This is a genomic window from Streptomyces sp. HmicA12 (genome assembly GCF_000373565.1).
In the GTDB taxonomy this organism is placed as follows: Bacteria; Actinomycetota; Actinomycetes; order Streptomycetales; family Streptomycetaceae; genus Streptomyces.
Genome location: NZ_KB891850.1, coordinates 110,977 through 132,803 on the forward strand (window position 1 = coordinate 110,977; position 21,827 = coordinate 132,803).

24 protein-coding genes and 1 pseudogene are annotated in these 21,827 nt (G+C 71.0%); 14 read left to right on the top strand and 11 right to left on the bottom strand.

Annotated features, from left to right (window positions below):
• Positions 1-25 precede the first annotated feature (25 nt).
• Positions 26-1,624, top strand: coding sequence for a Na+/H+ antiporter (locus tag B072_RS0137875; RefSeq protein WP_026246728.1), 1,599 nt, complete (start codon positions 26-28; stop codon positions 1,622-1,624).
• A gap of 19 nt (positions 1,625-1,643) precedes the next feature.
• On the opposite strand, the gene B072_RS0137880 is transcribed toward B072_RS0137875, so the two are convergent.
• From B072_RS0137880 to B072_RS0137890, 3 genes are all read right to left on the bottom strand, one after another.
• Entirely contained in the window at positions 1,644-2,543 is a 900-nt protein-coding gene (locus B072_RS0137880; RefSeq protein ID WP_018535201.1) for a 1-aminocyclopropane-1-carboxylate deaminase/D-cysteine desulfhydrase, read from the bottom strand.
• Between the two features lie 65 nt (positions 2,544-2,608).
• Positions 2,609-3,199 (bottom strand): N-acetylmuramoyl-L-alanine amidase, encoded by a 591-nt coding sequence (locus B072_RS0137885; RefSeq protein WP_026246729.1) that lies wholly within the window; start codon positions 3,197-3,199, stop codon positions 2,609-2,611.
• A 319-nt stretch (positions 3,200-3,518) separates the two neighbouring features.
• Positions 3,519-3,752: a hypothetical protein gene (locus B072_RS0137890; RefSeq protein ID WP_026246730.1), complete on the bottom strand. Its 234-nt coding sequence runs from the start codon at positions 3,750-3,752 to the stop codon at positions 3,519-3,521.
• 231 nt (positions 3,753-3,983) lie between these two features.
• Between B072_RS0137890 and B072_RS0137895 the strand changes: the two genes are divergently transcribed.
• The 3 genes from B072_RS0137895 (at position 3,984) to B072_RS0137905 (ending at position 7,404) form a co-directional block, all read left to right on the top strand.
• Complete coding sequence (locus tag B072_RS0137895) at positions 3,984-5,396, top strand: family 2B encapsulin nanocompartment shell protein (protein ID WP_018535204.1); 1,413 nt, start codon at positions 3,984-3,986, stop codon at positions 5,394-5,396.
• Between the two features lie 100 nt (positions 5,397-5,496).
• Positions 5,497-6,576 carry a family 2 encapsulin nanocompartment cargo protein polyprenyl transferase gene (locus B072_RS44975; protein ID WP_018535205.1) on the top strand — a complete coding sequence of 360 codons (1,080 nt, stop codon included), beginning with the start codon at positions 5,497-5,499 and terminating at the stop codon, positions 6,574-6,576.
• Between the two features lie 219 nt (positions 6,577-6,795).
• Positions 6,796-7,404, top strand: a complete 609-nt coding sequence (locus tag B072_RS0137905; RefSeq protein ID WP_026246731.1) for a GNAT family N-acetyltransferase — start codon at positions 6,796-6,798, stop codon at positions 7,402-7,404.
• A gap of 4 nt (positions 7,405-7,408) precedes the next feature.
• On the opposite strand, the gene B072_RS0137910 is transcribed toward B072_RS0137905, so the two are convergent.
• A complete protein-coding gene (locus B072_RS0137910) occupies positions 7,409-7,999 on the bottom strand; it encodes a TetR/AcrR family transcriptional regulator (RefSeq protein WP_018535207.1) in 591 nt (196 codons plus the stop codon).
• 133 nt (positions 8,000-8,132) lie between these two features.
• Between B072_RS0137910 and B072_RS0137915 the strand changes: the two genes are divergently transcribed.
• The 3 genes and pseudogenes from B072_RS0137915 (at position 8,133) to B072_RS48900 (ending at position 9,643) form a co-directional block, all read left to right on the top strand.
• Positions 8,133-8,720, top strand: a complete 588-nt coding sequence (locus B072_RS0137915; RefSeq protein ID WP_018535208.1) for a dihydrofolate reductase family protein — start codon at positions 8,133-8,135, stop codon at positions 8,718-8,720.
• A gap of 26 nt (positions 8,721-8,746) precedes the next feature.
• Positions 8,747-9,046, top strand: a pseudogene (locus tag B072_RS48895) (DUF952 domain-containing protein); the annotation flags it as partial.
• A 54-nt stretch (positions 9,047-9,100) separates the two neighbouring features.
• The gene (locus tag B072_RS48900) at positions 9,101-9,643 is read left to right on the top strand and encodes a sugar O-acetyltransferase (RefSeq protein WP_043245502.1); all 543 of its coding nucleotides are present in this window, start codon (positions 9,101-9,103) and stop codon (positions 9,641-9,643) included.
• On the opposite strand, the gene B072_RS0137925 is transcribed toward B072_RS48900, so the two are convergent.
• On the bottom strand, positions 9,640-10,476 hold the full coding sequence (locus tag B072_RS0137925) for a hypothetical protein (protein ID WP_018535210.1): 837 nt from the start codon (positions 10,474-10,476) through the stop codon (positions 9,640-9,642). The genes B072_RS48900 and B072_RS0137925 overlap by 4 nt on opposite strands.
• A 65-nt stretch (positions 10,477-10,541) precedes the next feature.
• Between B072_RS0137925 and B072_RS0137930 the strand changes: the two genes are divergently transcribed.
• The gene (locus B072_RS0137930; RefSeq protein WP_018535211.1) at positions 10,542-11,324 is read left to right on the top strand and encodes an ATP-grasp domain-containing protein; all 783 of its coding nucleotides are present in this window, start codon (positions 10,542-10,544) and stop codon (positions 11,322-11,324) included.
• Between the two features lie 104 nt (positions 11,325-11,428).
• Here B072_RS0137930 and sodN read toward each other — a convergent pair whose 3' ends face one another.
• Complete coding sequence (gene sodN / locus B072_RS0137935) at positions 11,429-11,824, bottom strand: superoxide dismutase, Ni (RefSeq protein ID WP_018535212.1); 396 nt, start codon at positions 11,822-11,824, stop codon at positions 11,429-11,431.
• Between the two features lie 154 nt (positions 11,825-11,978).
• On the opposite strand from sodN, the gene sodX reads away from it, so the two are divergent.
• Positions 11,979-12,443: a nickel-type superoxide dismutase maturation protease gene (sodX, locus tag B072_RS47145; RefSeq protein WP_018535213.1), complete on the top strand. Its 465-nt coding sequence runs from the start codon at positions 11,979-11,981 to the stop codon at positions 12,441-12,443.
• On the opposite strand, the gene B072_RS0137945 is transcribed toward sodX, so the two are convergent.
• The gene (locus B072_RS0137945; protein ID WP_018535214.1) at positions 12,329-12,976 is read right to left on the bottom strand and encodes a CGNR zinc finger domain-containing protein; all 648 of its coding nucleotides are present in this window, start codon (positions 12,974-12,976) and stop codon (positions 12,329-12,331) included. The genes sodX and B072_RS0137945 overlap by 115 nt on opposite strands.
• Positions 12,977-13,087: 111 nt before the next feature.
• Between B072_RS0137945 and B072_RS0137950 the strand changes: the two genes are divergently transcribed.
• On the top strand, positions 13,088-13,864 hold the full coding sequence (locus B072_RS0137950) for a class I SAM-dependent methyltransferase (RefSeq protein ID WP_018535215.1): 777 nt from the start codon (positions 13,088-13,090) through the stop codon (positions 13,862-13,864).
• A gap of 214 nt (positions 13,865-14,078) precedes the next feature.
• Here the strand turns inward: B072_RS0137950 and B072_RS0137955 are convergent, their stop codons facing one another.
• Genes B072_RS0137955 through B072_RS0137965 form a run of 3 tightly spaced genes read right to left on the bottom strand, consistent with a single transcriptional unit; the run spans position 14,079 to position 16,810 of the window.
• The gene (locus B072_RS0137955; protein WP_199791137.1) at positions 14,079-14,831 is read right to left on the bottom strand and encodes an amino acid ABC transporter ATP-binding protein; all 753 of its coding nucleotides are present in this window, start codon (positions 14,829-14,831) and stop codon (positions 14,079-14,081) included.
• Positions 14,832-14,842: 11 nt separating this feature from the next.
• Entirely contained in the window at positions 14,843-15,793 is a 951-nt protein-coding gene (locus B072_RS0137960) for an amino acid ABC transporter permease (protein ID WP_018535217.1), read from the bottom strand.
• A gap of 42 nt (positions 15,794-15,835) precedes the next feature.
• Positions 15,836-16,810 (bottom strand): ABC transporter substrate-binding protein, encoded by a 975-nt coding sequence (locus tag B072_RS0137965; RefSeq protein WP_018535218.1) that lies wholly within the window; start codon positions 16,808-16,810, stop codon positions 15,836-15,838.
• 567 nt (positions 16,811-17,377) lie between these two features.
• On the opposite strand from B072_RS0137965, the gene B072_RS0137970 reads away from it, so the two are divergent.
• From B072_RS0137970 to B072_RS0137985, 4 genes are all read left to right on the top strand, one after another.
• On the top strand, positions 17,378-18,601 hold the full coding sequence (locus B072_RS0137970) for an NAD(P)-dependent malic enzyme (protein ID WP_018535219.1): 1,224 nt from the start codon (positions 17,378-17,380) through the stop codon (positions 18,599-18,601).
• 222 nt (positions 18,602-18,823) lie between these two features.
• Positions 18,824-19,786, top strand: coding sequence for a zinc-binding dehydrogenase (locus B072_RS0137975; protein WP_018535220.1), 963 nt, complete (start codon positions 18,824-18,826; stop codon positions 19,784-19,786).
• Between the two features lie 114 nt (positions 19,787-19,900).
• Positions 19,901-20,110: a helix-turn-helix domain-containing protein gene (locus tag B072_RS0137980; RefSeq protein ID WP_026246734.1), complete on the top strand. Its 210-nt coding sequence runs from the start codon at positions 19,901-19,903 to the stop codon at positions 20,108-20,110.
• Positions 20,110-20,667 carry a Clp protease N-terminal domain-containing protein gene (locus B072_RS0137985; RefSeq protein WP_018535222.1) on the top strand — a complete coding sequence of 186 codons (558 nt, stop codon included), beginning with the start codon at positions 20,110-20,112 and terminating at the stop codon, positions 20,665-20,667. Before B072_RS0137980 ends, B072_RS0137985 begins: the two co-directional genes overlap by 1 nt.
• 98 nt (positions 20,668-20,765) lie before the next feature.
• On the opposite strand, the gene B072_RS0137990 is transcribed toward B072_RS0137985, so the two are convergent.
• Positions 20,766-21,827 (bottom strand): PadR family transcriptional regulator, encoded by a 1,062-nt coding sequence (locus B072_RS0137990; protein ID WP_018535223.1) that lies wholly within the window; start codon positions 21,825-21,827, stop codon positions 20,766-20,768.

Genomic DNA, 21,827 nt, shown 5'->3' on the forward strand with positions numbered 1-21,827 from the left:
GATCAGGTAGGGCGGAAGGCGAGTCATGGACGTATTCCCACTGGTGGGACTGGTCGCGGTGAGTGCCGCGGTGGCGGGGGCGGCACGCAGGACACCGGTGCCGGCGCCCCTCCTTCTTGTCGCGGTCGGCCTGGTGGCCTCCTATGTGCCGGGAATTCCGGAGTACACGCTCGACCCGCACATCGTGCTGCCGCTGATCCTCCCGCCGCTGCTGCACACCGCCGCGCTGGAGAGCTCGTACCTCGACCTGCGGGCGAACATCAGGCCCGTGGCGCTGCTGTCGGTGGGCTACGTCCTGTTCGCCACGGTGGCGGTGGGCTGGCTCGCGTACGAGCTGATCCCGGACCTGCCGCTGACCGCCGCGCTCGTCCTGGGCGCCGTGATCGCGCCGCCCGACGCGGTGGCGGCCACGGCGATCGCCCGGCGGGTGGGGCTGCCGTCGCGGATCACGACGATCCTGCAGGGCGAGTCCCTGGTGAACGACGCGACCGCGATCACCGCCTACAAGGTGGCGCTCGCCGCCGCCGTGGGGGAGGGGGCCAGTTGGGCGGGCGGTATCCGGGAGTTCCTGGTGGCGGCCGTCGGCGGGGTCGGGGTGGGGCTGCTGCTGATGGTGCCGCTGCACTGGCTGCGCACGCACCTCAAGGAGGCCGTGCTGCAGAACACGCTCTCCCTGCTCATCCCCTTCGCCGCGTACGCCGCGGCGGAGCAGGTGGGGGCGTCCGGGGTGCTCGCCGTCGTGACCGTCGCGCTCTACCTGGGGCACCGGTCCTGGCAGGTCGACTTCGAGACGCGGCTCCAGGAGGCCGCGGTCTGGAAGGTCGTCGCCTTCATCCTGGAGTCGTCCGTCTTCGCGCTCATCGGCCTGCAACTGCGCTACGTCGTCGAGCGGCTCGGCGAGTACAGCGTCGCGCAGGCCGTCTGGTACGCGGTCGGGGTGTTCGTCCTCGTGGTCCTGATGCGCTTCGTGTGGTCGTATCCGGCGACCTACCTGCCGTGGTGGCTGCGGCCGCGGACCCGGGAGCGCGAGGGCGACATGGACTGGCGCAAGCCGCTCATCGTGAGCTGGGCCGGGATGCGCGGTGTGGTGTCGCTGGCCATCGCCTTCTCGATCCCGCTCACGACGGAGGACGGGGCGGACTTCCCCGCGCGGAACCTGGTGCTCTTCCTGACCTTCACCACGGTGATCGGGACCCTGGTCGTCCAGGGTCTTTCGCTGCCGCCGCTCATCAAGGCGCTGAAGATCCCGGGACGCGACGTGCAGGCCGAGACGCTCGCCGAGGCACAGGCCCAGAACGCCGCGTCCACGGCCGCGGAGGAGCGGGTGGACGAGCTGATGCGGGACGAGAGCAACTGCCTCCCGCAGGCCCTCCAGGACCGGCTGCACACCGTTCTGGAGCGGCGGCGCAACTCGGTGTGGGAGCGGCTCGGGCAGCCCAACCCGGTGACCGGGGAGTCCGCCGACGACACCTACCGGCGGCTCGCCCGCGAGGCGATCGCGGCCGAGCGCGAGGTGTTCGTGCGGATGCGCGACGAGCGGCGCATCGACGACGAGATGATGCGGACGCTGCTGCGCAAGCTGGACCTGGAGGAGGCGGCCGCCTACCGGGAGGTCGACGACTGAGCCGGGCGGCGAGCAGGCCCTACGGCCAGGGCGCTCCTGTGACGACGGCCGCGATCGTCGTGCCCCGGGGGAACGTGCCCGACTCGGTGAGTGCGAGCAGGGCGTACAGCGTCTTGGCGACGTAGAGCGGTTCGACGGGGACGCCGTGCCGGTCCTCGAAGTCGGCGGCGAACGCGGTGAGTTCGGCGGGCACGCGCGCGTAGCCGCCGAAGTGGAAGTCGTCCGCCACGTGCCAGGTGCCGCGGACGCCGCCGAACGCCGCTTCCTGCAGCGCGCGGACCTCCGCGGTCAGGAAGCCGCCCTTGAGCACCGCCACCCCGAGGGCGCGCTGGTCGGGGGCGAGACCCGCGGCCAGGCCCGCGAGGGTGCCGCCGGTGCCGCAGGCGAGGGCGACGACGTCGGCGCGGCCGCGCAGTTCGTGTCCGAGGGCCGTACAGCCGCGCACCGCGAGGGAGTTGCTGCCGCCCTCCGGGACCACGTGGGCGCCCCGGGCGCCGGCCGCGTCGAGGAGGCCGGTGAGCGTGGCGGGGTCGCTCTTGCGCCGGTACGTCGACCGGTCGACGAAGTGCAGGCGCATGCCGTCGGCCGTGCAGCGTGCCAGGGAGGGATTGAGCGGGCGCCCGGCCAGTTCGTCGCCGCGGACGATGCCGACCGTGGGGACGTCCAGAAGGCGGCCCGCGGCGGCGGTGGCCCGCAGATGGTTCGAGTAGGCGCCACCGAACGTGACGATCGGGCGGCCGTGCGCCTCCTGGAGGTTCGGGGCGAGTTTGCGCCATTTGTTGCCGACCAGGTCCGGGTGGATCAGGTCGTCCCGCTTGAGGAGGACGCGGACGCCGTGGCGGGCGAAGCGGTCGTCGTCGATCTCCGTCAGGGGTGACGGGAGACGGGGGCGCAGGTCGGCGGTGGTCGGGCGGGGCACCCGGTCATTGTCGGACACGTGTCCGGGTGCCCGCCGCCTGTGGGGAGCCGCCTGCCGGGGGCGGACTACTTCAGGCGGGCCCGGATGCGCTCCCGCATCGACGCCATCGTGAAGCCCTTGGGGTCGATCTTTCCGGGCTGCCACTCCAGGTGGCCGATGACCGAGCGCTCCGACCAGCCGTGGTGGCGGCAGAGCGCCGCGGCGGCCTTCTCGATCGCCTCCAGCTGGGCCGCGGGCCACGGATCCTCGCCGTCGCCGAGGTTCTCGCACTCGAAGCCGTAGAAGCGGCTGTTGCCGTCCGTGTTCGCCTCGTTGTCGTGCGGCAGCGACTTCTCCGCGATCACCGCGCGCAGCACGTCGTCGTCGCCGAGCCCCGCATGGTTCGCCCGGCCGTAGCCGACCAGGTGGACGTGACCGTCCTTGGTGATCACGCCGTGGCAGAGCGGGCCCGGCAGGTCCGCGTGCCCGTCGCGGCAGATCCGGACGGTGGCCGCGCTGCCCTGCGTGACGGTGTGGTGGATCATCACGCCGTTCACCGGGCCCCAGGAGCCCTTGTGGTTCCGGTTGTGATGCCGCCAGTCGCCGACTTCGACCACCGTCAGACCCTCGTCCTTGAGGGCGTCGAGAAAACTGCTCGCGGACATGGGTGGGGCCATGGCCGTCTCCTTCGCGCGCGCGACGGGCGCCTCGCGCGCGCCGTCTCGTACCGCTGCTTGTACCCGCAACGGCCTTGTGCGGACGACTCGTTCGTATTCCGTGCGAGTCGTTCCGGACATCGGCGACGCGGCCGAGGAGAAGGAGAGGCCGACGGGCCCGGTGGGCTAGGTCGTGTCCGCAAAGTCCCTCCTGCCTCGCGACGCCTGGCACGCCGAGAGCACGCTTCCCCAAGCTCTCAACTCCGTTCGAGCAGGGGAGACCCCATTGACGCCGCGGGGCCCGCCCTCCGGGCGGACGGAGGGACTTTGCGGACACGACCTAGGAGCGCAGGACCCCGTCCCCGTTCGTCGCGATGTGTGCCTCGAGGGCGCGCAGCGCGTCCTGCGTGGCCTGGGGGCTGCCGCTGCCCGAGCGCTCCGCGTAGTACGCGGCGCCGAGGCGCTTGAGCAGATCGCCGCCCGCGCGCTGGGCCTGCACGTCGTCCAGCTTCTGCTTGCCCTGCGTCAGCCCCCGCTGCGCCTGCTCCTTGGCCTTGTCCAGGAAGCCCGCCATGGTGGTCACCCGTTTCTGTAGGTCGTTCAGTGCGAAGCCGTTTCCCGATCAACGCGTACCGGGATCTTTGAGTTCCGCGAACGGTGGCGCGGAGCGACGGTATGTGCGGAACGTGCCGCCAATGCCCCGCCGCGGAGAGATCCATTCCCGCTCGTTTGTGTAATGGCGCGGCCACGATCCGTGCTGGGAGGCTTCCCCTCGCAGGTCGGTTCATGATCGGGAGGCACATCCATGTCGGTAGGCGAAGAGGTCCGTGCGGAGCAGTCGGGTCAGGGGTCGCAGAAGAGCCTCGGCACATCCGCCGCACGGAATCTGGCCACCACCACCAAGTCCGCCCCGCAGATGCAGGAGATCAGCTCCCGCTGGCTGCTGCGGTCCCTGCCGTGGGTGGACGTTCAGGGCGGCACGTACCGGGTGAACCGGAGGCTGAGCTACTCGGTAGGGGACGGACGCATCACGTTCGTGAAGACCGGGGACGCCGTCCGGGTCATCCCCGCCGAGCTGGGGGAGCTGCCCGCGCTGCGCGACTTCGAGGACCCCGACGTCCTCGGGGAGCTGGCCGGGCGGTGCACGCAGCGCGAGTTCGCGGCCGGCGAGGTGCTCGCCTCGTTCGGCAGCCAGGCCGACGAGGTGTTCCTGCTCGCGCACGGCCGGGTGGAGAAGGTCGGCACGGGCCCGTACGGGGACGACGCGGTGCTCGGCACCCTCGCCGACGGCGCGTACTTCGGCGACCAGGCCCTGCTCGACGCGGAGAGCATCTGGGAGTACACGGCACGCGCGGCCACCGCGTGCACCGTGCTCGTGCTGCCGCGCCGTGACCTGGAGCAGATCGCCGAGCGCTCCGAGGCACTGCGCGAGCATCTGGAGCAGCTGCGCTCGCTGCCGGAGCAGCGGGCCAACAAGTACGGCGAGAAGGAGATCGACCTCTCGGCCGGGCACATCGGCGAGGCGCTCCTGCCGGGGACGTTCGTCGACTACGAGTCGGCGCCGCGCGAGTACGAACTGAGCGTCGCGCAGACCGTGCTGCGCATCCACACGCGCGTGGCCGACCTCTACAACCAGCCGATGAACCAGACGGAGCACCAACTCCGGCTGACCGTCGAGGCGTTGAAGGAGCGCCAGGAGCACGAGCTGATCAACAACCGGGAGTTCGGCCTGCTCAACAACTGCGAGTACGACCAGCGGCTGCAGCCGCACGACGGCGCCCCCGGCCCCGACGACATGGACGAGCTGCTCAGCAGGCGGCGCGGTTCCAAGCTGTTCCTGGCCCACCCGAAGGCGATCTCCGCGTTCGGCCGTGAGTGCAACAAGCGGGGCCTCGTCCCGGAGACCATCGACATCGGCGGCCACCGCATCCCGACCTGGCGCGGGGTGCCGATCTACCCGTGCGCCAAGATCCCGATCTCCGAGGCGCGCACCACGTCCATCATCTGCATGCGTACGGGGGAGCAGGAGCAGGGCGTCATCGGCCTGCGGCAGTCCGGCATCCCGGACGAGATCGAGCCGAGCCTGTCGGTGCGGTTCATGGGGATCAGCGAGCAGGCGATCATCTCGTACCTCGTGACGACGTACTACTCGGCGGCGGTCCTGGTGCCCGACGCGCTGGGTGTGCTGGAGAACGTGGAGATCGGCCGGTGGCGGTGACGAGCCGCACCCCGCACGTCGTGTCCCCGCCCACCAGGGCGGGTACACCGACGGGGTACGTGCCCGGAGTCCGCTCCCGCCGGCGCTCCGGGGTGAGCCCATGACACAGACGACGGAGCCCCAACTGTCGGCGCACGCGGCGCAGCCGAACGAGACGCAGGAGGCGTCGGTCGTCCTGGCGCAGGCCAGGGCATCGGTCGACCCCGAGCTGCGGCGGGCCGTCGAGGCCCTGCCGGGGTCCATACGCCGCGTCGCCCTGTACCACTTCGGATGGGAGCACGCGGACGGCACACCGGCGTCCGGCAACGCGGGCAAGGCGGTGCGGCCGGCCCTCGTGCTCGCCGCGGCGCGGGCTCTCGGCGGCCGGCCCGAGCGGGCGGTGCGGGCCGCGGCCGCCGTGGAGCTGACGCACAACTTCACGCTGCTGCACGACGACGTGATGGACCGGGACGCCACCCGCAGGCACCGGCCCACCGCGTGGACGGTGTTCGGCGACGCGGACGCGATCCTCGCGGGTGACGCGGTGCAGGCCCAGGCGCAGTGGCTGCTCGCCGAGGACGCGCACCCGGCTGCGTCCGCGGCGGCGGCCCGACTCGCCTCCTGCGTCGTGGAGTTGTGCGCGGGACAGTCCGCCGACGTGGCCCTGGAGCGGCGCGCTCCGACGGACACGACCCTGGAGGAGACCCTGGCCATGGCGGAGGCCAAGACCGGGGCGCTGCTCGGCTGCGCGTGCGCGCTCGGCGGGCTGTACGCGGGAGCGGGGGACGAGGAGGTCGCGGCGCTCGACGCGTTCGGGCGGGCGGCGGGCCTTGCCTTCCAGCTGATCGACGACGTGATCGGGATCTGGGGCGATCCGGCCCGCACCGGCAAGCCGGCCGGTGCCGATCTGGCCGTACGCAAGAAGTCCCTGCCGGTCGTCGCGGCGCTGGCCTCCGGTGGGCCCGCGGCGGACGAACTGGCCGCGCGGTACGGGCCGCCGGGTCCGGGAAAGGAGGATCCCGCGGAGCTGGAGGCGATCGCGCTCGCCGTCGAGCGGGCCGGTGGGCGCGACTGGGCGCAGGCGCAGGCGGCGGACCATATGGCGCGCGCGGTGGCCGAGTTGCAGCGGGCGGTGCCGGTGCCGGAGGCGGCGGGCGGGCTGTTGTCGCTGGCCGAGTTCGTCACTCGGCGCGAGCGGTAGCGCTCCGCTGGGGGCGGGCGGGGGTGTGGGGGCTGCGGTGATCGCGGGGCGCCCTCGGGGGCGCCGGTGTGTGTTGTGTGGCGGCCTCGGGTGCGTCGTGGCCGGTCGCGCGGTTCCCCGCCCTCCCCTGACGGGGCGCGGGTTCCCGGGCTTCCGGGTGATCGTCTAGGCTGCCAACGGCCTTTCGGAGCAGGCGAGTTGAGCAGAGGGTGGGCGTTCATGGGAGTGCGAATACGGCGGGCGGGGGACGGCGACCGGGACCTGGTCGTGCGGCTGCTCGACAGCGCGTTCATGGACGACCCGGTCAGCGGCTGGGTGTTCCCGGGCGCCGAGTACCGGCGGGCCCGGCACGCGGGGCTGATGGCGGCGTTCACCGATGCGACGCTCGCCGAGGGGGCCGGGGGATACGTCGATGTCCTGGAGGACGAGTCGGCCGTCGCGCTGTGGATGGACCTGCCGGACGAGCCGCACGACGCGGGCGAGGACGACGGCCCCGCCCAGGTGCGGGCCGCCGTCGATCCGGACAACGAACGGATCGAGCGGATCGCCCGGCTGATGGAGGAGGCCCACCCGGTGGGGCGGGCGCACACGTACCTCTGGATGATCGGTGTCGTGCCGGAGCGGCAGGGCGAGGGTCTCGGTACGGCGCTGATGACACCGGTCCTGGAACGCTGCGACCGCGCGGGGCGGCCCGCTTATCTGGAGGCCAGCAGCGCCCGCAGCCGCGCCCTGTACGAGCGGCTCGGGTTCGTCGCCACCGGCAGCGTCATCCAGCTCCCCGACGGGCCGGTGCTGTGGCCCATGTGGCGTGAGCCGCAGGGGAGTTGACCCGCTACGCCTCCGGGGCGATGCGCTCCACGAGCCGCTCCACCACACCGTCCGGCACGCTCACACCGGGGATCGCGCCGTCCAGCATCCCCGGCATCGTCAGCTGCTCCAGGATGAGCCCGAGCATGCCCAGGTAGAGCAGGGTGATCTCCTCCGCGCCGCCGGGCAGTCCGGCCTGCGCGTTGAACGCGATGCCCTCGTCGAGATCGCCGCGCAGCGACGTCATCAGGGACGCGCGCAGCTCCGGCCGGCGCCCGGCCTCCAGGCGCATCTCCATCATCGCGAGGAACCCGGTCCGGTCACGCTGGGCGCGTCCCATCAGGTCGTGCATGAAGGCGGTGAGCAGCGCCCGGTCCCTGGGCCGCGTCAGCAGTTTCTCGACGACCGCGGGGTCGGGTGCGAGCCGCTGGTGCAGCCAGGTGTCGATCTGCTGGATCAGGTCGTCGCGGTTGGCGAAGTAGTTGGACGACGTGCCCGTCGGCACCCCCGCCGCCGCGTCCACCGCGCGAAAGGTCAGCCCGCGCGCGCCCTCCGCCGCCAGCACCTCGACGGCCGCGTCGACCAGGGCCGCCCTGCGCTCAGGATTCCTCACCATGCCGTCTCCTCCGGAGGGCTCTCCAAGGGTTCCAGAAAGACCCTTGCAACCACTACACCTGAAGCACTATAACTGAAGTGGTTCGGGGCGGAGGTCGCCCCAACTCCCCTGCCCCCTGCGGAAAGAGACCAGCTTGCGCAAGCTCACGTACTTCGTGGCCGTGTCCATCGACGGCTTCATCGGAGACGAATCCGGCGACGGCGAGATGTTCATGCCGTTCGTCGACGAAGAGTTCCTCGCCTACCTCACGAGCGAGTACCCCGACACCATCTCGAAGCCCGGCCGCGAGATGCTCGGCATCGAGGGCGTCCCGAACAAGACCTTCGACACCGTGATCCAGGGCCGCCGCAGCTACCAGGTCGGCCTGGACGCGGGACTCACCAGCCCGTACGGGCATCTGCGCGAGTACGTCGCCACGCGCGGCCTCGACAAGTCCCCGGACCCGAACGTCCGGCTGATCCACGACGACGTCGTCGGCGCGATCCGTGAACTCAAGGCCGAGGACGGTGATCTGGACATCTGGCTGTGCGGCGGCGCGCAGCTCGCCGGGGTGCTCGCGGACGAGATCGACGAGCTCGTCCTCAAGACGTACCCGGTGCTGTTCGGCGGCGGCATGCCGATGTTCGGCGGCCGTTCCTACTCCCTCGACCGGTTCGACCTCACGGAGAACCGCACGTTCGGCAACGGCGTGGTGGTGCGCCGCTACACCAGGACGCGGTGAACTCCGGACCCCCGTACGTTGGGGGCATGATCGAACTGCTGCACATCACCGAGCGGAGCCTGTGGGAGAGCGCCGAGGCCGCGGGGACGTACGCGATGTCGACCCGCGGCAAGACGCTCCAGGAGGTCGGCTTCGTCCACTGCTCGTTCCCGCACCAGGTCCGCGCGGTCGCCGAACTGCTCTACGGCACCGACCCCGCCCCCGGCGAGCTGGTGCTCCTCGTCATCGACCCGCGGCGCCTCGACGGCGTGCCCGTGCGGGTCGAGGAGGCCGTGCCGGGAGGCGAGCGGTTCCCGCACCTCTACGGGCCGTTGCCGGTGTCGGCGGTGACCGAGGTGCGCGCCTGGCCGCGCCCCGAGGAACGGAGCCAGAAGGAACGCATGCTCGCCGGCGACCTCTACCTCGCCGACGACCCCGAGCTGGCGGCGGACGCCCTGCGCGCCGGTGAACTGGCGGAGCGCTACAACGCGAGCAGCGTCACCGACCAGCCCGCCCGTCAGGCGCTGCTGCGCGAACTGCTCGGCGAGGTCGGCGAGGACGTCGTGGTGCGCCCGCCCCTCTCCGTCGACTACGGGCAGTACGTCAGCATCGGTGCGCGGACGTTCGTCAACTGCGGTGCCGTACTGCTGGACGTGGCCCCCATCCGGATCGGCGAGGACGTCCAGATCGGCCCGAACGTCCAGCTGCTGACCCCCACGCACCCCCTCGCCCCCGAGCCCCGGCGGGCCAAGTGGGAGGCGGCGAAACCCATCACCATCGGCGACAACGTCTGGCTGGGCGGCGGTGTCATCGTCTGCCCCGGCGTCACGATCGGCGCGAACACGGTCGTCGGCGCGGGGTCCGTCGTGACCCGCGACCTGCCGGCCGACGTGGTGGCGGTCGGCAACCCGGCGCGGGTCGTGCGCGACGTGCCGCGGAGCTAGGCGGAGGGGACCGTGGCCCGGATCGAGTCCGTCATCGCCGCCACGAAGGCGTCCCGCGTCGTCTCGTCGACCAGGTCGAGGGAGAGGTACGGGTTGAGGTCCTCCAGCTCCACCAGGAGGAGGTCGCCCTCGGGGGTGCGGCAGGCGTCGACGCGCTGGATGCCGTGCGGGAGGGTGTTCCAGTCGATGAAGGAGCGCGCGAACTCCCGGTCGGCCCCGGTGACTTCGTAGGGGCGCAGCTCCCAGCGGCGGGACGGGTCCGGTGCGTACAGGGCGTACCGCAGCTCGTGGTCGACGAAGTAGAACGAGACCTCGTAGCGGAAGTCGATGTGCGGCTGGACCAACAAACCCTCGGAGTAAGGGAGTTCGGTGAGGTCCGGCGGAGCCACGTGGCGCAGGCCCATCGAGTCCGCGCCCAGCTTCGGCTTCGCCACGTACCGGGGCGCCACCGGGAGGCGGCCCAGGTCCTCGGGGCGGTCGACGGTCGGGATGACCGGGTAACCGGCCTCCGTCAGGTCGAGGAGGTAGCCCTTGCCCGCCATGTCGGCCCGGCCGTTCAGCGGGTTGTAGACGTTCGTGCCCTGATCGAGGGCGCGGGCGCGGAACGCCTCGTACGCCTCCTGGTGGCCCAGGACCGGGCCGCTGTTGCGGACCACCACCGCGTCGAAGGCGTCCATGAGCCCGGCCGCGTCGAGCGGGTGGCAGAGCGCCAGCTCGAAGGAGGCGCGGAGCCGCGAGGTCAGGAAGATGTCCTCGTCGCAGTAGCGGCGGCCGCGGGCCTCGTACGCGAGGTCCGTGACATAGAGGACGCGGGTGCGGTGGCGGCGCGGCATGGACGGGACTCCCGGGGCGGATGTGGTGCGTGCGGCCTCCCAGTCTCCCGCACCCCGCTGGTGCAATGGACGACATGACCTTCCTGGCCGTGACCCCGCACCCCACCCCGACCCGCGAGCTGCTCGCGGACGCCGCCGCCCGCCGGGGCCTGGACGTGGTGGAGCTGTCGGCGGGGGAGGGCGCGGCGGCGCTGCGGGGGCGCGCGGGCGGCCACTACTACGGCGGCCCGGCCCTCGCCGCGTCCGTCGTCGAGGACCTGGGCGTCGCGCTCCTGGAACCGGCCGATTCCTGGCTGACCGGGCTGCCCCGGGAGTTCACCGGGCGCACGGTCACGGCCGGCACCTTCGCGCAGGCCCGCCGGCTGACCGGTCCGGCCTTCGTGAAGCCGCCGACGGACAAGTCCTTCCCCGCCGCCGTCTACGCCGACGGAGGCGCGCTCCCCGACGGCCCGCACCCGGACAGTCCCGTGCAGATCTCCGACGTCGTGGAGTGGGTCGCGGAGTTCCGGCTCTTCGTCCTCGACGGGTGCGTGCTCACGGGCTCCCAGTACGCCACGTACGGACGGCTCGACGCCGTCCCCCTGGCGGGGCACCCGCGCCGGTCCGCCGTCCTCGACTTCGCCGGGCGCTTCCTCGCGGCCGGCGGTGACACGCTGCCGAGCGGGGTCGTCCTCGACGTTGGGCTGCTCGGAGGCGGCCGGGGGTGGGCGGTCGTGGAGGCCAACATGCCGTGGTTCAGCACGGTCTACGCGGCCGATCCGGGCCGCGCCCTCGACGTCGTGCTGCGGGCGGCGGGGCCGGTGGCCGCCCTGCGGGACCGGGACCGGAGGTTCTGGCGGGCATGCTGAAGGGGCCCGGCGGGAGTACCGCCGAGCCCCTTCGAAACACTCGCCGACCTGCGGGGGTGCACCGCCCGCGGGTCAGTGCGAGCCAGTGATCAAGTGACCCTGGCTCAGGCCTTCTTGGTCTCCCAGAAGATCTTGTCGATCTGGGCGATGTAGTCCAGAGCCTTCTGGCCCGTGGCCGGGTCGGTCGAACCCTTGGCGGCCGAGAGGGCCTTCAGGGTGTCGTTGACCAGCTGGTGCAGCTCCGGGTACTTCTCGAAGTGCGGAGGCTTGAAGTAGTCGCTCCACAGCACCGAGACGTGGTGCTTGGCGAGCTCGGCTCGCTGCTCCTTGATGACCGTGGCGCGCGCCTGGAAGTGCACGTCGTCGTTGGCGGCCATCTTGTCCTGGACGGCCTTGACCGACTCGGCCTCGATGCGGGCCTGGGCCGGGTCGTACACGCCGCAGGGGAGGTCGCAGTGAGCGCTGGCCTTCACCTTGGGGGCGAACAGGCGGGAAAGCATGTAGCTGTCCTTCCTCGTGATCGTCTTCTCGGATGCGACATTACTCCGTGCAGCACGGCTTTTCTCGGGTGCCCCCGGGGGCTTAGGACAAAAGTCCAGGGTGAGACTGGGACTGGTGGAGGATGGGACCGGGAGCGACCGGGGAGGTTGTCTGATGCCCGAGACGGCGGCGGAGGAAGCGCGGGAGGGCAGGGTGCCGTTCCAGCTCATCGAGGTGGAGGGCCCGTCCATGGTGCCCACCCTGTATCCCGGCGACTGGATGCTGGTGCAGCACGGCGCCCGGGTGCGGCCGGGGGACGTCATCATCCTGCGCCATCCGTTCCAGCAGGATCTGCTGGTCGTGAAGCGGATCGCGGAGCGGCGCGAGGGCGGCTGGTGGGTGCTCGGGGACAACGCCCCGGCCGGCGGCGACAGCACCGTCTACGGCGTCGTACCGGACGACCTGGTGCTCGCCAAGGTGCGCGGGCGGCTGCGGCGCCGCAAGCCGTGGGTGGAGGGCGAGGGTCAGCGGTCCGTGGGGGCCGTCCTGTCCTGGGCGTTCTCCGCCGTGCGGCCCGTGCTCTCGGACCGGTCGGGCCGGTCGGGGCGCTCGGCCTCCAGGCGCTTGCGGGCGCGGTAGGCGGCGACGTTGGCGCGGGTCGCGCAGCGGTCCGAGCAGTAGCGGCGCGAGCGGTTGGTGGACGTGTCCAGGTAGGCGTTGCGGCACGGGGCCGCCTCGCACAGGCCGAGGCGGTCCACGCCGTACTCGGTGAGGTGGAAGGCGAGGCCCATCGCGGCGATCGCCGCGTAGCCCGCTGTCGCGTTCGACGGGTGGTCCGCCAGGTGCATGTGCCACAGGGGGCGGTCGTCGTCGTCCCGGTGGTTGTGGCCGGAGATCTGCGGGCTCACCGGGAATTCGAGGAGCAGTGAGTTCAGCAGGTTCACGGCGAGCTCCTCGTCGCCGCCGTCCGCCGCCTCGAACACCGCGCGCAGACGGCCTCGTACGCTCCTGAAACGGGTCAGGTCGGCGTCCGTGGCGCGGCGGGCCGCGTCCTGGCTCGGGCCGAACAGCTCGCGCACCGCGTCGACCGTCGTCAGGGAGTCCTTGCCACGGACCGGCTCCTCGGTGTTCACGAGGCGCACTGCGTAGTCCGAGTAATAGGCCAGTTCCACTTGTAGTCCTTACCGGTGCGGGCTATCGTCGTCCGTGGTGAGTGTAATGCTCACTCACGCTTTCAGGGTATTACGCACCGCGGGGAGCGGTGCCCGTACGGGAGGCCTTTCATGACGACCGAGACCACCGCCGGTGCTGCGCCGGCCACTGATTGGCGCTCCTGGCAGGAGAGCTGGGACCGGCAGCAGGAGTGGTACATGCCCGACCGCGAGGAGCGGTTCCGGGTGATGCTCGACATGGTGGAGGCCTGTGTCGGGTCCGAGCCCCGGGTGCTCGACCTCGCGTGCGGTACGGGGAGTATCACGGACCGGCTGCTGCGGCGGTTCCCGCGGGCGACGAGTGTGGGCGTCGACCTCGACCCGGCGCTGCTCGCCATCGCGCGCGGCACGTTCGAGGGGGACGACCGGGTCACCTTCGTCACCGCCGACCTCAAGGACCCGGAGTGGACGCGGGCGCTGCCGTACGACACGTACGACGCCGTGCTCACCGCGACCGCGCTGCACTGGCTGCACGCCGAGCCTCTCGCCGCTCTCTATGGCCGACTCGCCCCGCTGGTGCGGGACGGGGGTGTGTTCATGAACGCGGACCACATGATCGACCAGTCGACGCCGCGGATCAATGCCGCCGAGCGCGCTCTGCGGCACGCCCGCATGGACGACGCGAAGGCGTCCGGGGCCGTGGACTGGGCCGACTGGTGGGCGCTGGCCGCCGAGGACCCGGTGCTCGCGGAGCCGACGGCCCGGCGGTTCGAGATCTACGGGGAGCACGCCGACGGGGAGACTCCGTCGGTTTCCTGGCACGTGGGCGCGCTCCGCGATGCCGGGTTCGGGGAGGCCCGTGCCGTGTGGCGGTCGCCTTCGGATGCGCTGGTGCTGGCCTTGAAGTGAGGGTGCCGGCCCGGTGGGGCGTCTCGCGCAGTTCCCCGCGCCGCTTCAGGGGAAGGCTGCGCGAAGCGCATGCCTTCAGGGGCGCGGGGAACTGCGCGACCAGCCACGACGCACCCGCAGACGCGAATCAAGGGCACTCGGCAGATGCGAAGGCGAAAGGGGGCGGCGGGGCCGAAATGGCCCCGCCGCCCCCAGTCACCCGCACCCCGGAGGGCTAAAGCACCTTGGACAGGAACGATTGCGTCCGCTCCTGCCGAGGGTTGGTCAGGACATCGCGAGGATGGCCTGATTCCACCACCACGCCCTCGTCCATGAAGACCAGGCTGTCGCCGACCTCGCGGGCGAAGCCCATCTCGTGCGTGACGACGACCATCGTCATGCCGGACTCGGCGAGGTCGCGCATGACGTCGAGGACGTCACCGACCAGCTCCGGGTCGAGCGCCGACGTCGGCTCGTCGAACAGCATCAGCTTCGGGTCCATCGCGAGCGCGCGGGCGATCGCCACGCGCTGCTGCTGGCCGCCGGAGAGCTGCGAGGGGTAGTTGCCCGCCTTGTCGGCGAGGCCCACGCGCTCCAGGAGTTCCTCGGCGCGGGTCCGGGCCTGCGCCTTGGACTGGCCCTTGACCTGGACCGGCGCCTCCATGACGTTCTCCAGGGCCGTCATGTGCGGGAACAGGTTGAAGCGCTGGAACACCATGCCGATGTCCCGCCGCTTCAACGCGACTTCCCTGTCCCGGAGTTCGTAGAGCTTGTCGCCCTGCTGCCGGTAGCCGACCAGCTCCCCGTCGACGTAGAGCCGACCGGCGTTGACCTTCTCCAGGTGGTTGATGCAGCGCAGGAACGTCGACTTGCCGGAGCCCGACGGGCCGATGAGGCAGAAGACCTCGCCCTGCTTGACCTCCAGGTCGATGCCCTTGAGGACCTCGACGTTGCCGAAGGACTTGTGCACGCCCTCGGCCTTGACCATCGCGTTCCCGGTCATGCGCTCACCGCCCCGGATCGGTTCGAGAAGGAGAGCATGTTGGCCTTCACCTTCTGCCACGGAGTGTTCGGCAGCTGACGCGACGTGCCGCGCGCGTAGTAGCGCTCGATGTAGTACTGGCCCACGCTCAGGATCGACGTCATGACCAGGTACCAGGCGGCAGCGGTGAAGTACATCTCCACCGGGGCGCCGGACTGCTGGCCGATGTCCTGGGCGTACCGGAAGAGTTCGTTGAACTGGACCGCCGCGACGAGCGAGGTGGTCTTCAGCATGTTGATGAACTCGTTGCCGGTCGGCGGCACGATGACCCGCATCGCCTGCGGGATCACGATGCGGCGCAGCGTCTTGGAGTGGCTCATGCCGAGTGCGTGGGACGCCTCGGTCTGGCCCTCGTCGACGGACATGAGGCCCGCGCGGCAGATCTCCGCCATGTACGCCGCCTCGTTGAGCCCCAGGCCCAGCAGGGCCGTGAGCAGCGGCGTCATGAAGGACGACCAGTAGTCCTTGTAGATCGGCCCGAGGTTGATGTACTCGAAGACCAGGCCCAGGTTGAACCAGATGAACAGCTGGACCAGGACCGGGGTGCCGCGGAAGAACCAGATGTAGAACCAGGCGATCGAGCTGGTCACCGGGTTCTTCGACAGGCGCATCACGGCGAGGGTGATACCGCCGACGACACCGATCAGCATCGACAGGACCGTCAGGAGCAGGGTCTTGCCGACACCCGTCAGGATGCGGTCGTCGAAGAAGTACTCCGGGACCGTGCCCCAACGGATCTTGCCCTGGCCGAACGCGTAGATGATCGAGCCGAGGATCCCGATGGCGACGACGGCGGCCACGTAACGCCCGTAGTGCCGGACCGGGACGGCCTTGATGGCTTCCGGTACGGACGCGGGCGGCGGCGTGTCCTCGGGGCCGCCGCCCGTCTTCTCTATGTCAACAGACACGGATCTTGCCTTTCAACGACGTCAACTGAGCGCGTTGTGCGGTCACTTGCCGCCGTTGACGGTGGCTTCCTTGACGGAGCCGGCCTCGACGCCCCACTTCGAGATGACCTTGTCGTACTCGCCGTTCTTGATGACGGCGTCGAGCGCGGCCTTGATCGCGTCGCGCAGCTGCGTCTGGTCCTTGGCGACCGCGATGCCGTACGGGGCGGCCTCGACCTGGTCACCGACGATCTCGAAGTCCTTGCCGCCGCCCGAGGTCTTGACCGCGTACGCGGCGACCGGGAAGTCGGAGGAGCCGGCGTCCGCGCCGCCCGAACGCAGCCGGGTCTGCGCCTGCTGGTCGTCGTCGAAGGCCTGGATGCCGAGCTTCTTGCCCGACTTGCACTTCTTGGCCTGGGCCTTGGCGAGGTCGTGCGAGACCGTGCCGCGCTGGACGACGATCTTCTTGCCGCACAGGTCGTCCCAGGTCTTGATCCCCTCGGTCTTGCCCTTCGGGGTGTAGATCGAGACGCCCGCGTTGAAGTAGTCGACGAAGTCGACGCCCTCGCCGACCTTCTTGCCGGTGTCGGAGTCGACACCCTCCTGGCGGTCCTTGGTGTCGGTCATGGCCGACATGGCGATGTCGTAGCGGTTCGAGCGCAGACCCGTGATCAGGGTGTCGAAGGTGCCGTTCTGGAACTCGAACTTCACGCCGAGCTGCTTGCCGAGCGCGTCCGCCAGGTCGGGGTCGATGCCGATGGCCTTGCCCGACTTGTCCTTGAACTCGACCGGCGCGTACGCGATGTCCGAACCGACGCGGATGACGCCCTTGTCGCGGATCTCCTTGGGCAGCTTGTCCGCGAGCGGGGCGGCCTTCGAGGACGCCGAGTCGGAGCTCGTGTCGTCGCTCTTCGTCTGGTCGCCGCAGCCGGTCAGCAGCAGGGTGCCGGCGACCGCGATCGCGCCGACCGCGGCTATACGGGACTTCGCAGTCTTCCCGGCCTTCGCGGTCGAGCGACGGGTGGTGCTTGCGGTCATGGTGAGGTCCTCCGGCATGGATGTGGGAGTAGCCGTACAGGTCGCCTTGGCACACACCTTCGGGTGTCGCGACCTCGCGTGATGACGGCATCTTGCCATTCGGACTGGGTCGTTCAGGGGCCCGCTGATGTCAAAATCGGATAACAGGTGACTGAAGATGCCCAACAGGCCCGTACATCACGGTGCATGGGGCCCACATCATCTACGGACGTATCGCCCACGGGCCGGATAATCTCCTGCGAACCATCCGCTGTCTCACGATTCGGGCGGAGCCTGGGCGAGCTCCGGGCGCGGCTCCATGACGTGTCCAGAAATTTGGCTATGAGTCATGTCACCGCCGCGTGATCGATCACGAATGGGCTCGTCCCTGACACGGTCCGTCAGGTAAGAAGGTTCTTTACACCCCTCATCCGGGGCTCAGGGCGCGCGTGCGGCGCGCCCGTCGTGTACGTACCCGCACAGCCGGCCACAAACGGGCGCGGCTGGGTCGTGCACGGTGCCCGCCCGCTCCTCAACCAGGGGCGGACCCACCCTCAACGAAGCAATAAGACTTAAGGGGTAAGACAAGTGGCAGCGGAGATCGTCAATCCTCGCAGCGACGCGAATACCGGCAACGAAGGCGACGCCGATCCCGTCGATTTCTTCGATCCGGCCTTCGCACTGCACCGTGGCGGCAAGATGGCCGTGCAGGCCACCGTGCCGGTCCGCGACAAGGACGACCTGTCCCTGGCGTACACGCCCGGCGTCGCGAAGGTGTGCAGCGCGATCGCCGAGCAGCCGGAGCTCGTCCACGACTACACGTGGAAGTCGAGCGTCGTCGCCGTCGTGACGGACGGCACGGCCGTGCTCGGACTCGGGGACATCGGCCCCGAGGCCTCCCTCCCGGTGATGGAGGGCAAGGCCATTCTCTTCAAGCAGTTCGGCGGCGTGGACGCCGTGCCGATCGCGCTCGCGACCACCGACGTCGACGAGATCGTCGACACCGTGGTGCGCCTCGCGCCCTCCTTCGGCGGCGTCAACCTGGAGGACATCGCGGCGCCCCGGTGCTTCGAGATCGAGCGCAAGCTCCAGGAGCGGCTCGACATCCCGGTCTTCCACGACGACCAGCACGGCACCGCCGTCGTCACGCTGGCCGCGCTGAAGAACGCGGCCCGGCTCAGCGGGCGCTCGCTCGGCGAGCTGCGCGGAGTGATCAGCGGCGCCGGTGCGGCGGGCGTCGCCATCGCGAAGTTCCTCCTCGAAGCGGGTCTCGGCGACGTCGCGGTCACCGACCGCAAGGGCATCGTCAGCCGGGACCGCGAGGACCTCACGCCGGTCAAGCGCGAGCTGGCCGAGATCACGAACAAGGCCGGTCTGTCCGGTTCGCTGGAGGACGCGCTCGCGGGCGCCGACGTCTACATCGGCGTCTCCGGCGGTACGGTCCCCGAGCCGGCGGTCGCCTCCATGGCGCCGGGTGCCTTCGTCTTCGCGATGGCCAACCCGAACCCCGAGGTGCACCCCGACATCGCGCACAAGTACGCGGCCGTGGTCGCGACCGGGCGTTCGGACTTCCCGAACCAGATCAACAACGTCCTCGCGTTCCCCGGCATCTTCGCCGGCGCGCTCCAGGTCCGGGCCTCCCGGATCACCGAGACGATGAAGATCGCCGCCGCCGAGGCGCTGGCCGCCGTGGTCGGCGACGAGCTGTCCGCGGAGTACGTGATCCCGTCGCCGTTCGACGAGCGGGTCGCGCCGGCCGTCACCGCGGCCGTCGCCGCCGCGGCGCGCGCGGAGGGTGTGGCCCGGCGCTGAGCCGAGTTCCTTCCCGGTGAAAGGCCCCGCCGTTCGGCGGGGCCTTTCCCTTGTCCGGCTACGGGGCTCGTCAGGTGCCGGACCGCGGAACTCGTCCGGCTACGGGACTCGTCAGGTGCCGGGCCGCGGAACTCTTCCGGCTACGGGACTCGTCCGCCACGGGACGTGTGTCACAGCCGGAGATGGTTCCCCGGCCCTGGTCGGACGCCTATCGTCAAGGTCATGTTCGCCGCCTACGCAGCCCGCATCGACCGTGATCAGCCGCTGAACGGACTGGAGTTGGGGGAGCGGCCCGCCCCCGAGAACCGTCCGGGCTGGACCACCGTGAACGTCAAGGCCGCCTCCCTGAACCATCACGACCTGTGGTCCCTGCGCGGGGTCGGACTCGGCGAGGAGGCGCTGCCGATGATCCTCGGCTGCGACGCCGCCGGGATCGACAGGGAGGGCAACGAGGTCGTCCTGCACTCCGTCATCGGGCAGACCGGGTACGGGGTCGGGCCCCGTGAGGGCCGCTCGATCCTCACCGAGAAGTACCAGGGCACCTTCGCCGAGCAGGTCACCGTGCCCGAGTGGAACGTGCTGCCCAAGCCCAAGGAGCTCTCCTTCGAGGAGGCCGCCTGCCTGCCCACCGCCTGGCTGACCGCGTACCGCATGCTCTTCACCAACGCCGACGTCCGGCCTGGTGACTCGGTGCTCGTGCAGGGTGCGGGCGGCGGTGTCGCGACCGCCGCGATCGTGCTCGGCAAGGCCGCGGGCCTGCGGGTCTTCGCCACCAGCCGGGACGAGGCCAAGCGCAAGCGGGCCCTGGAGCTGGGCGCCGTCGAGGCCGTCGAGACCGGGGCGCGCCTGCCGCAGCGCGTCGACGCCGTGATCGAGACGGTGGGCGCCGCCACCTGGTCGCACTCGATCAAGTCCCTCAAGCCGGGCGGGACGCTGGTGATCTCCGGCGCGACGAGCGGGCCCAACCCGCCCGCCGCCGAGCTCAACCGCATCTTCTTCCTGGAGCTGAAGGTCGTCGGCTCGACCATGGGCTCCAAGGACGAGCTGGAGGACCTGCTCGCCTTCTGCGCGGCCACCGGCGTGCGGCCCGTCATCGACGAGGCACTGCCGCTGGACCGGGCCTGCGAGGGTTTCGAGAAGATGGCCGGCGGCGACCTGTTCGGGAAGGTCGTCCTGACCGTCTGACCTGCGCCTGTACGTGAGTGAGGGGCGTCCCCGATTCCTTGGGGGCGCCCCTTTTTCGCGCCGGTAACGTCAACCGCGGTTGACGCACGAGTGATGTCAACCTACATTGACGCCATGACCGAGGCAACGGATCTCGCCGAGCAGGCGGGCGCCCGCGACCCCCGAGTGGGGCTGCGGGCGGTCACCGCGCTGCGGCGGCTGCTTGAGCAGCTGGAAGCGGTACAGGTGCGCAACGCGCGCAATCAGGGCTGGTCGTGGCAGGAGATCGCGGCCGAGCTGGGAGTCAGTCGACAGGCCGTGCACAAGAAGTACGGGAGGCGATGATGTTCGAACGGTTCACCGAGGCGGCCCGGAGCGTGGTCAAGGGCGCCGTCGAGCACGCGGAGCGCGAGCGGGCCGAGCGGGTCGACGAGGGGCATCTGCTGCTCGCTCTGCTGGACCGGCGGGGCAGTCGCGGCGCCTTCGTCCTCGACGCGCTGGGCGCGGGTGACGAGGGGCGGCGCGCGGCGATCGGACAGGCCGTCGGCGTCGCCCGGCGGCGGGCGGGGCTCTCGCGGGCGGACACGGAGGCCCTAGCGGAGTTCGGGATCGACGTGGACGAGATCGTCACGCGGGTCGAACAGGCCCACGGGGTCGGGGTGCTGACCGGCGGGCGCAAGCTCGGCGGGCGCCGGACCTTCACGCGCGAGGCCAAGAAGGTCCTGGAGTCGTCCCTCAAGGTCGCCCTCGCGCACGGGGACCGCGCCATCGGCGACCAGCACCTGCTGCTCGCCCTCGCCTCCCGGCCGGGCATGGCGTCGGAGGCGCTCGCCGGGCACGGGGTGACGGTGGAGGGGATCGAGCGGGTGCTGTACGGGGGCGGGGAGGCGGCGGCGAGCTGAGCGCGCCGGGTCTGGTTGCCCTGCGCCGGGGCGAGGTCACGGGGCTCTGCCCCGGACCCCGCTCCTCAAGCGCCGGAGGGGCGTGACTTGTCAGGGCTCTACTTGTCCGGGCCCGACTCGCGCGGGCTCGATGTGTTCAGCGTCGCCCCGATGCGTGCCGCCGCATCCGACAAGTGGCTGCGCGCCGAGGCGAGTTGGTCCACCGTGACGCCGTGGTCGCGGGCCGCGTCGCGGATGTCGTCGCGGAAGCGGTCCAGGAGACGGTCCAGGTCGCGGGCCGGGTCGCCGGTGGAGTCCTCCGTCGCCCAGGACGGGACGTACTCCGCAGGGACCGTGTCCGACGGCGCGCGGTACTGGGGCTCGGCCGCCGGGGCCGTGCGGGTGGTGTCCTTGCCGAAGCTCCGGCCGAACTCACCGAACTCCTTGGCCAGTTCGGAAAGCCCCTCGCGCACCCCCGTCGGCCAGTCGCCGCGCGCGAAGTGGTCCTGCACCTGGTCCTGGACCCGCTTGGCCATGCGCTGGAACTCCTCCTGCGCCTGCTCCCGCACCCGGTCCTGCGCCTCCTTGGACTGGCGGCGGGCCCGCTGGGCCTCCTCACGGGCCCGGCGGCTCTCGTCCTTCGCGCGCCGCGCCTGCTCCTTCCACTCCTGCTTGGCGCGGCGCATCTCCTCCTTGGCGGCGCGCCAGGACTCCTTGTCCGTGAAGTCCTTGAAGTCCGTGAAGTCGGTGGTCTCGCCCTTGCCGCCGCCGAAGCGGCCGCTCCCGCTCCCGGCGCGGCTCTGTGAGGCCGCGGCCCGCACCTCGCGGCGCAGATCGCCCGCCGCGCCCCGTACGTCGTCGCGGATCTCGGCGGCCAGCTCGGCCACCGACTCGCGGATCTCCAGCTCCAGATCGGCCAACTCGCCGCTTCGGTCGGCCAGTTCGGCGCGGCCCGCGTCGGTGATCGCGTACACCTTCCGGCCGCCCTCGGTGGTGTGCGTGACGAGCCCCTCGCTCTCCAGCTTGGCCAGGCGCGGGTAGACGGTGCCCGCCGACGGCGCGTACAGGCCCTGGAAGCGCTCCTCCAGGAGGCGGATCACCTCGTAGCCGTGGCGCGGGGCCTCGTCGAGCAGCTTGAGGAGGTAGAGGCGCAGGCGGCCGTGAGCGAAGACGGGAGGCAT

What these genes read in the sequence shown, in the direction of transcription:
- B072_RS0137875 (WP_026246728.1), top strand. Translation starts at nt 26, where the DNA reads ATGGACGTATTCCCACTGGTGGGACTGGTCGCGGTGAGTGCCGCGGTG.
- B072_RS0137885 (WP_026246729.1), bottom strand. Translation starts at nt 3,199, where the DNA reads ATGGCCCCACCCATGTCCGCGAGCAGTTTTCTCGACGCCCTCAAGGAC.
- B072_RS0137890 (WP_026246730.1), bottom strand. Translation starts at nt 3,752, where the DNA reads ATGGCGGGCTTCCTGGACAAGGCCAAGGAGCAGGCGCAGCGGGGGCTG.
- B072_RS0137895 (WP_018535204.1), top strand. Translation starts at nt 3,984, where the DNA reads ATGTCGGTAGGCGAAGAGGTCCGTGCGGAGCAGTCGGGTCAGGGGTCG.
- B072_RS44975 (WP_018535205.1), top strand. Translation starts at nt 5,497, where the DNA reads ATGACACAGACGACGGAGCCCCAACTGTCGGCGCACGCGGCGCAGCCG.
- B072_RS0137905 (WP_026246731.1), top strand. Translation starts at nt 6,796, where the DNA reads ATGGGAGTGCGAATACGGCGGGCGGGGGACGGCGACCGGGACCTGGTC.
- B072_RS0137910 (WP_018535207.1), bottom strand. Translation starts at nt 7,999, where the DNA reads ATGGTGAGGAATCCTGAGCGCAGGGCGGCCCTGGTCGACGCGGCCGTC.
- B072_RS48900 (WP_043245502.1), top strand. Translation starts at nt 9,101, where the DNA reads ATGCTCGCCGGCGACCTCTACCTCGCCGACGACCCCGAGCTGGCGGCG.
- B072_RS0137925 (WP_018535210.1), bottom strand. Translation starts at nt 10,476, where the DNA reads ATGCCGCGCCGCCACCGCACCCGCGTCCTCTATGTCACGGACCTCGCG.
- B072_RS0137930 (WP_018535211.1), top strand. Translation starts at nt 10,542, where the DNA reads ATGGACGACATGACCTTCCTGGCCGTGACCCCGCACCCCACCCCGACC.
- sodN (WP_018535212.1), bottom strand. Translation starts at nt 11,824, where the DNA reads ATGCTTTCCCGCCTGTTCGCCCCCAAGGTGAAGGCCAGCGCTCACTGC.
- sodX (WP_018535213.1), top strand. Translation starts at nt 11,979, where the DNA reads ATGCCCGAGACGGCGGCGGAGGAAGCGCGGGAGGGCAGGGTGCCGTTC.
- B072_RS0137950 (WP_018535215.1), top strand. Translation starts at nt 13,088, where the DNA reads ATGACGACCGAGACCACCGCCGGTGCTGCGCCGGCCACTGATTGGCGC.
- B072_RS0137955 (WP_199791137.1), bottom strand. Translation starts at nt 14,831, where the DNA reads ATGGTCAAGGCCGAGGGCGTGCACAAGTCCTTCGGCAACGTCGAGGTC.
- B072_RS0137965 (WP_018535218.1), bottom strand. Translation starts at nt 16,810, where the DNA reads ATGACCGCAAGCACCACCCGTCGCTCGACCGCGAAGGCCGGGAAGACT.
- B072_RS0137975 (WP_018535220.1), top strand. Translation starts at nt 18,824, where the DNA reads ATGTTCGCCGCCTACGCAGCCCGCATCGACCGTGATCAGCCGCTGAAC.
- B072_RS0137980 (WP_026246734.1), top strand. Translation starts at nt 19,901, where the DNA reads ATGACCGAGGCAACGGATCTCGCCGAGCAGGCGGGCGCCCGCGACCCC.
- B072_RS0137985 (WP_018535222.1), top strand. Translation starts at nt 20,110, where the DNA reads ATGTTCGAACGGTTCACCGAGGCGGCCCGGAGCGTGGTCAAGGGCGCC.
- B072_RS0137990 (WP_018535223.1), bottom strand. Translation starts at nt 21,827, where the DNA reads ATGCCTCCCGTCTTCGCTCACGGCCGCCTGCGCCTCTACCTCCTCAAG.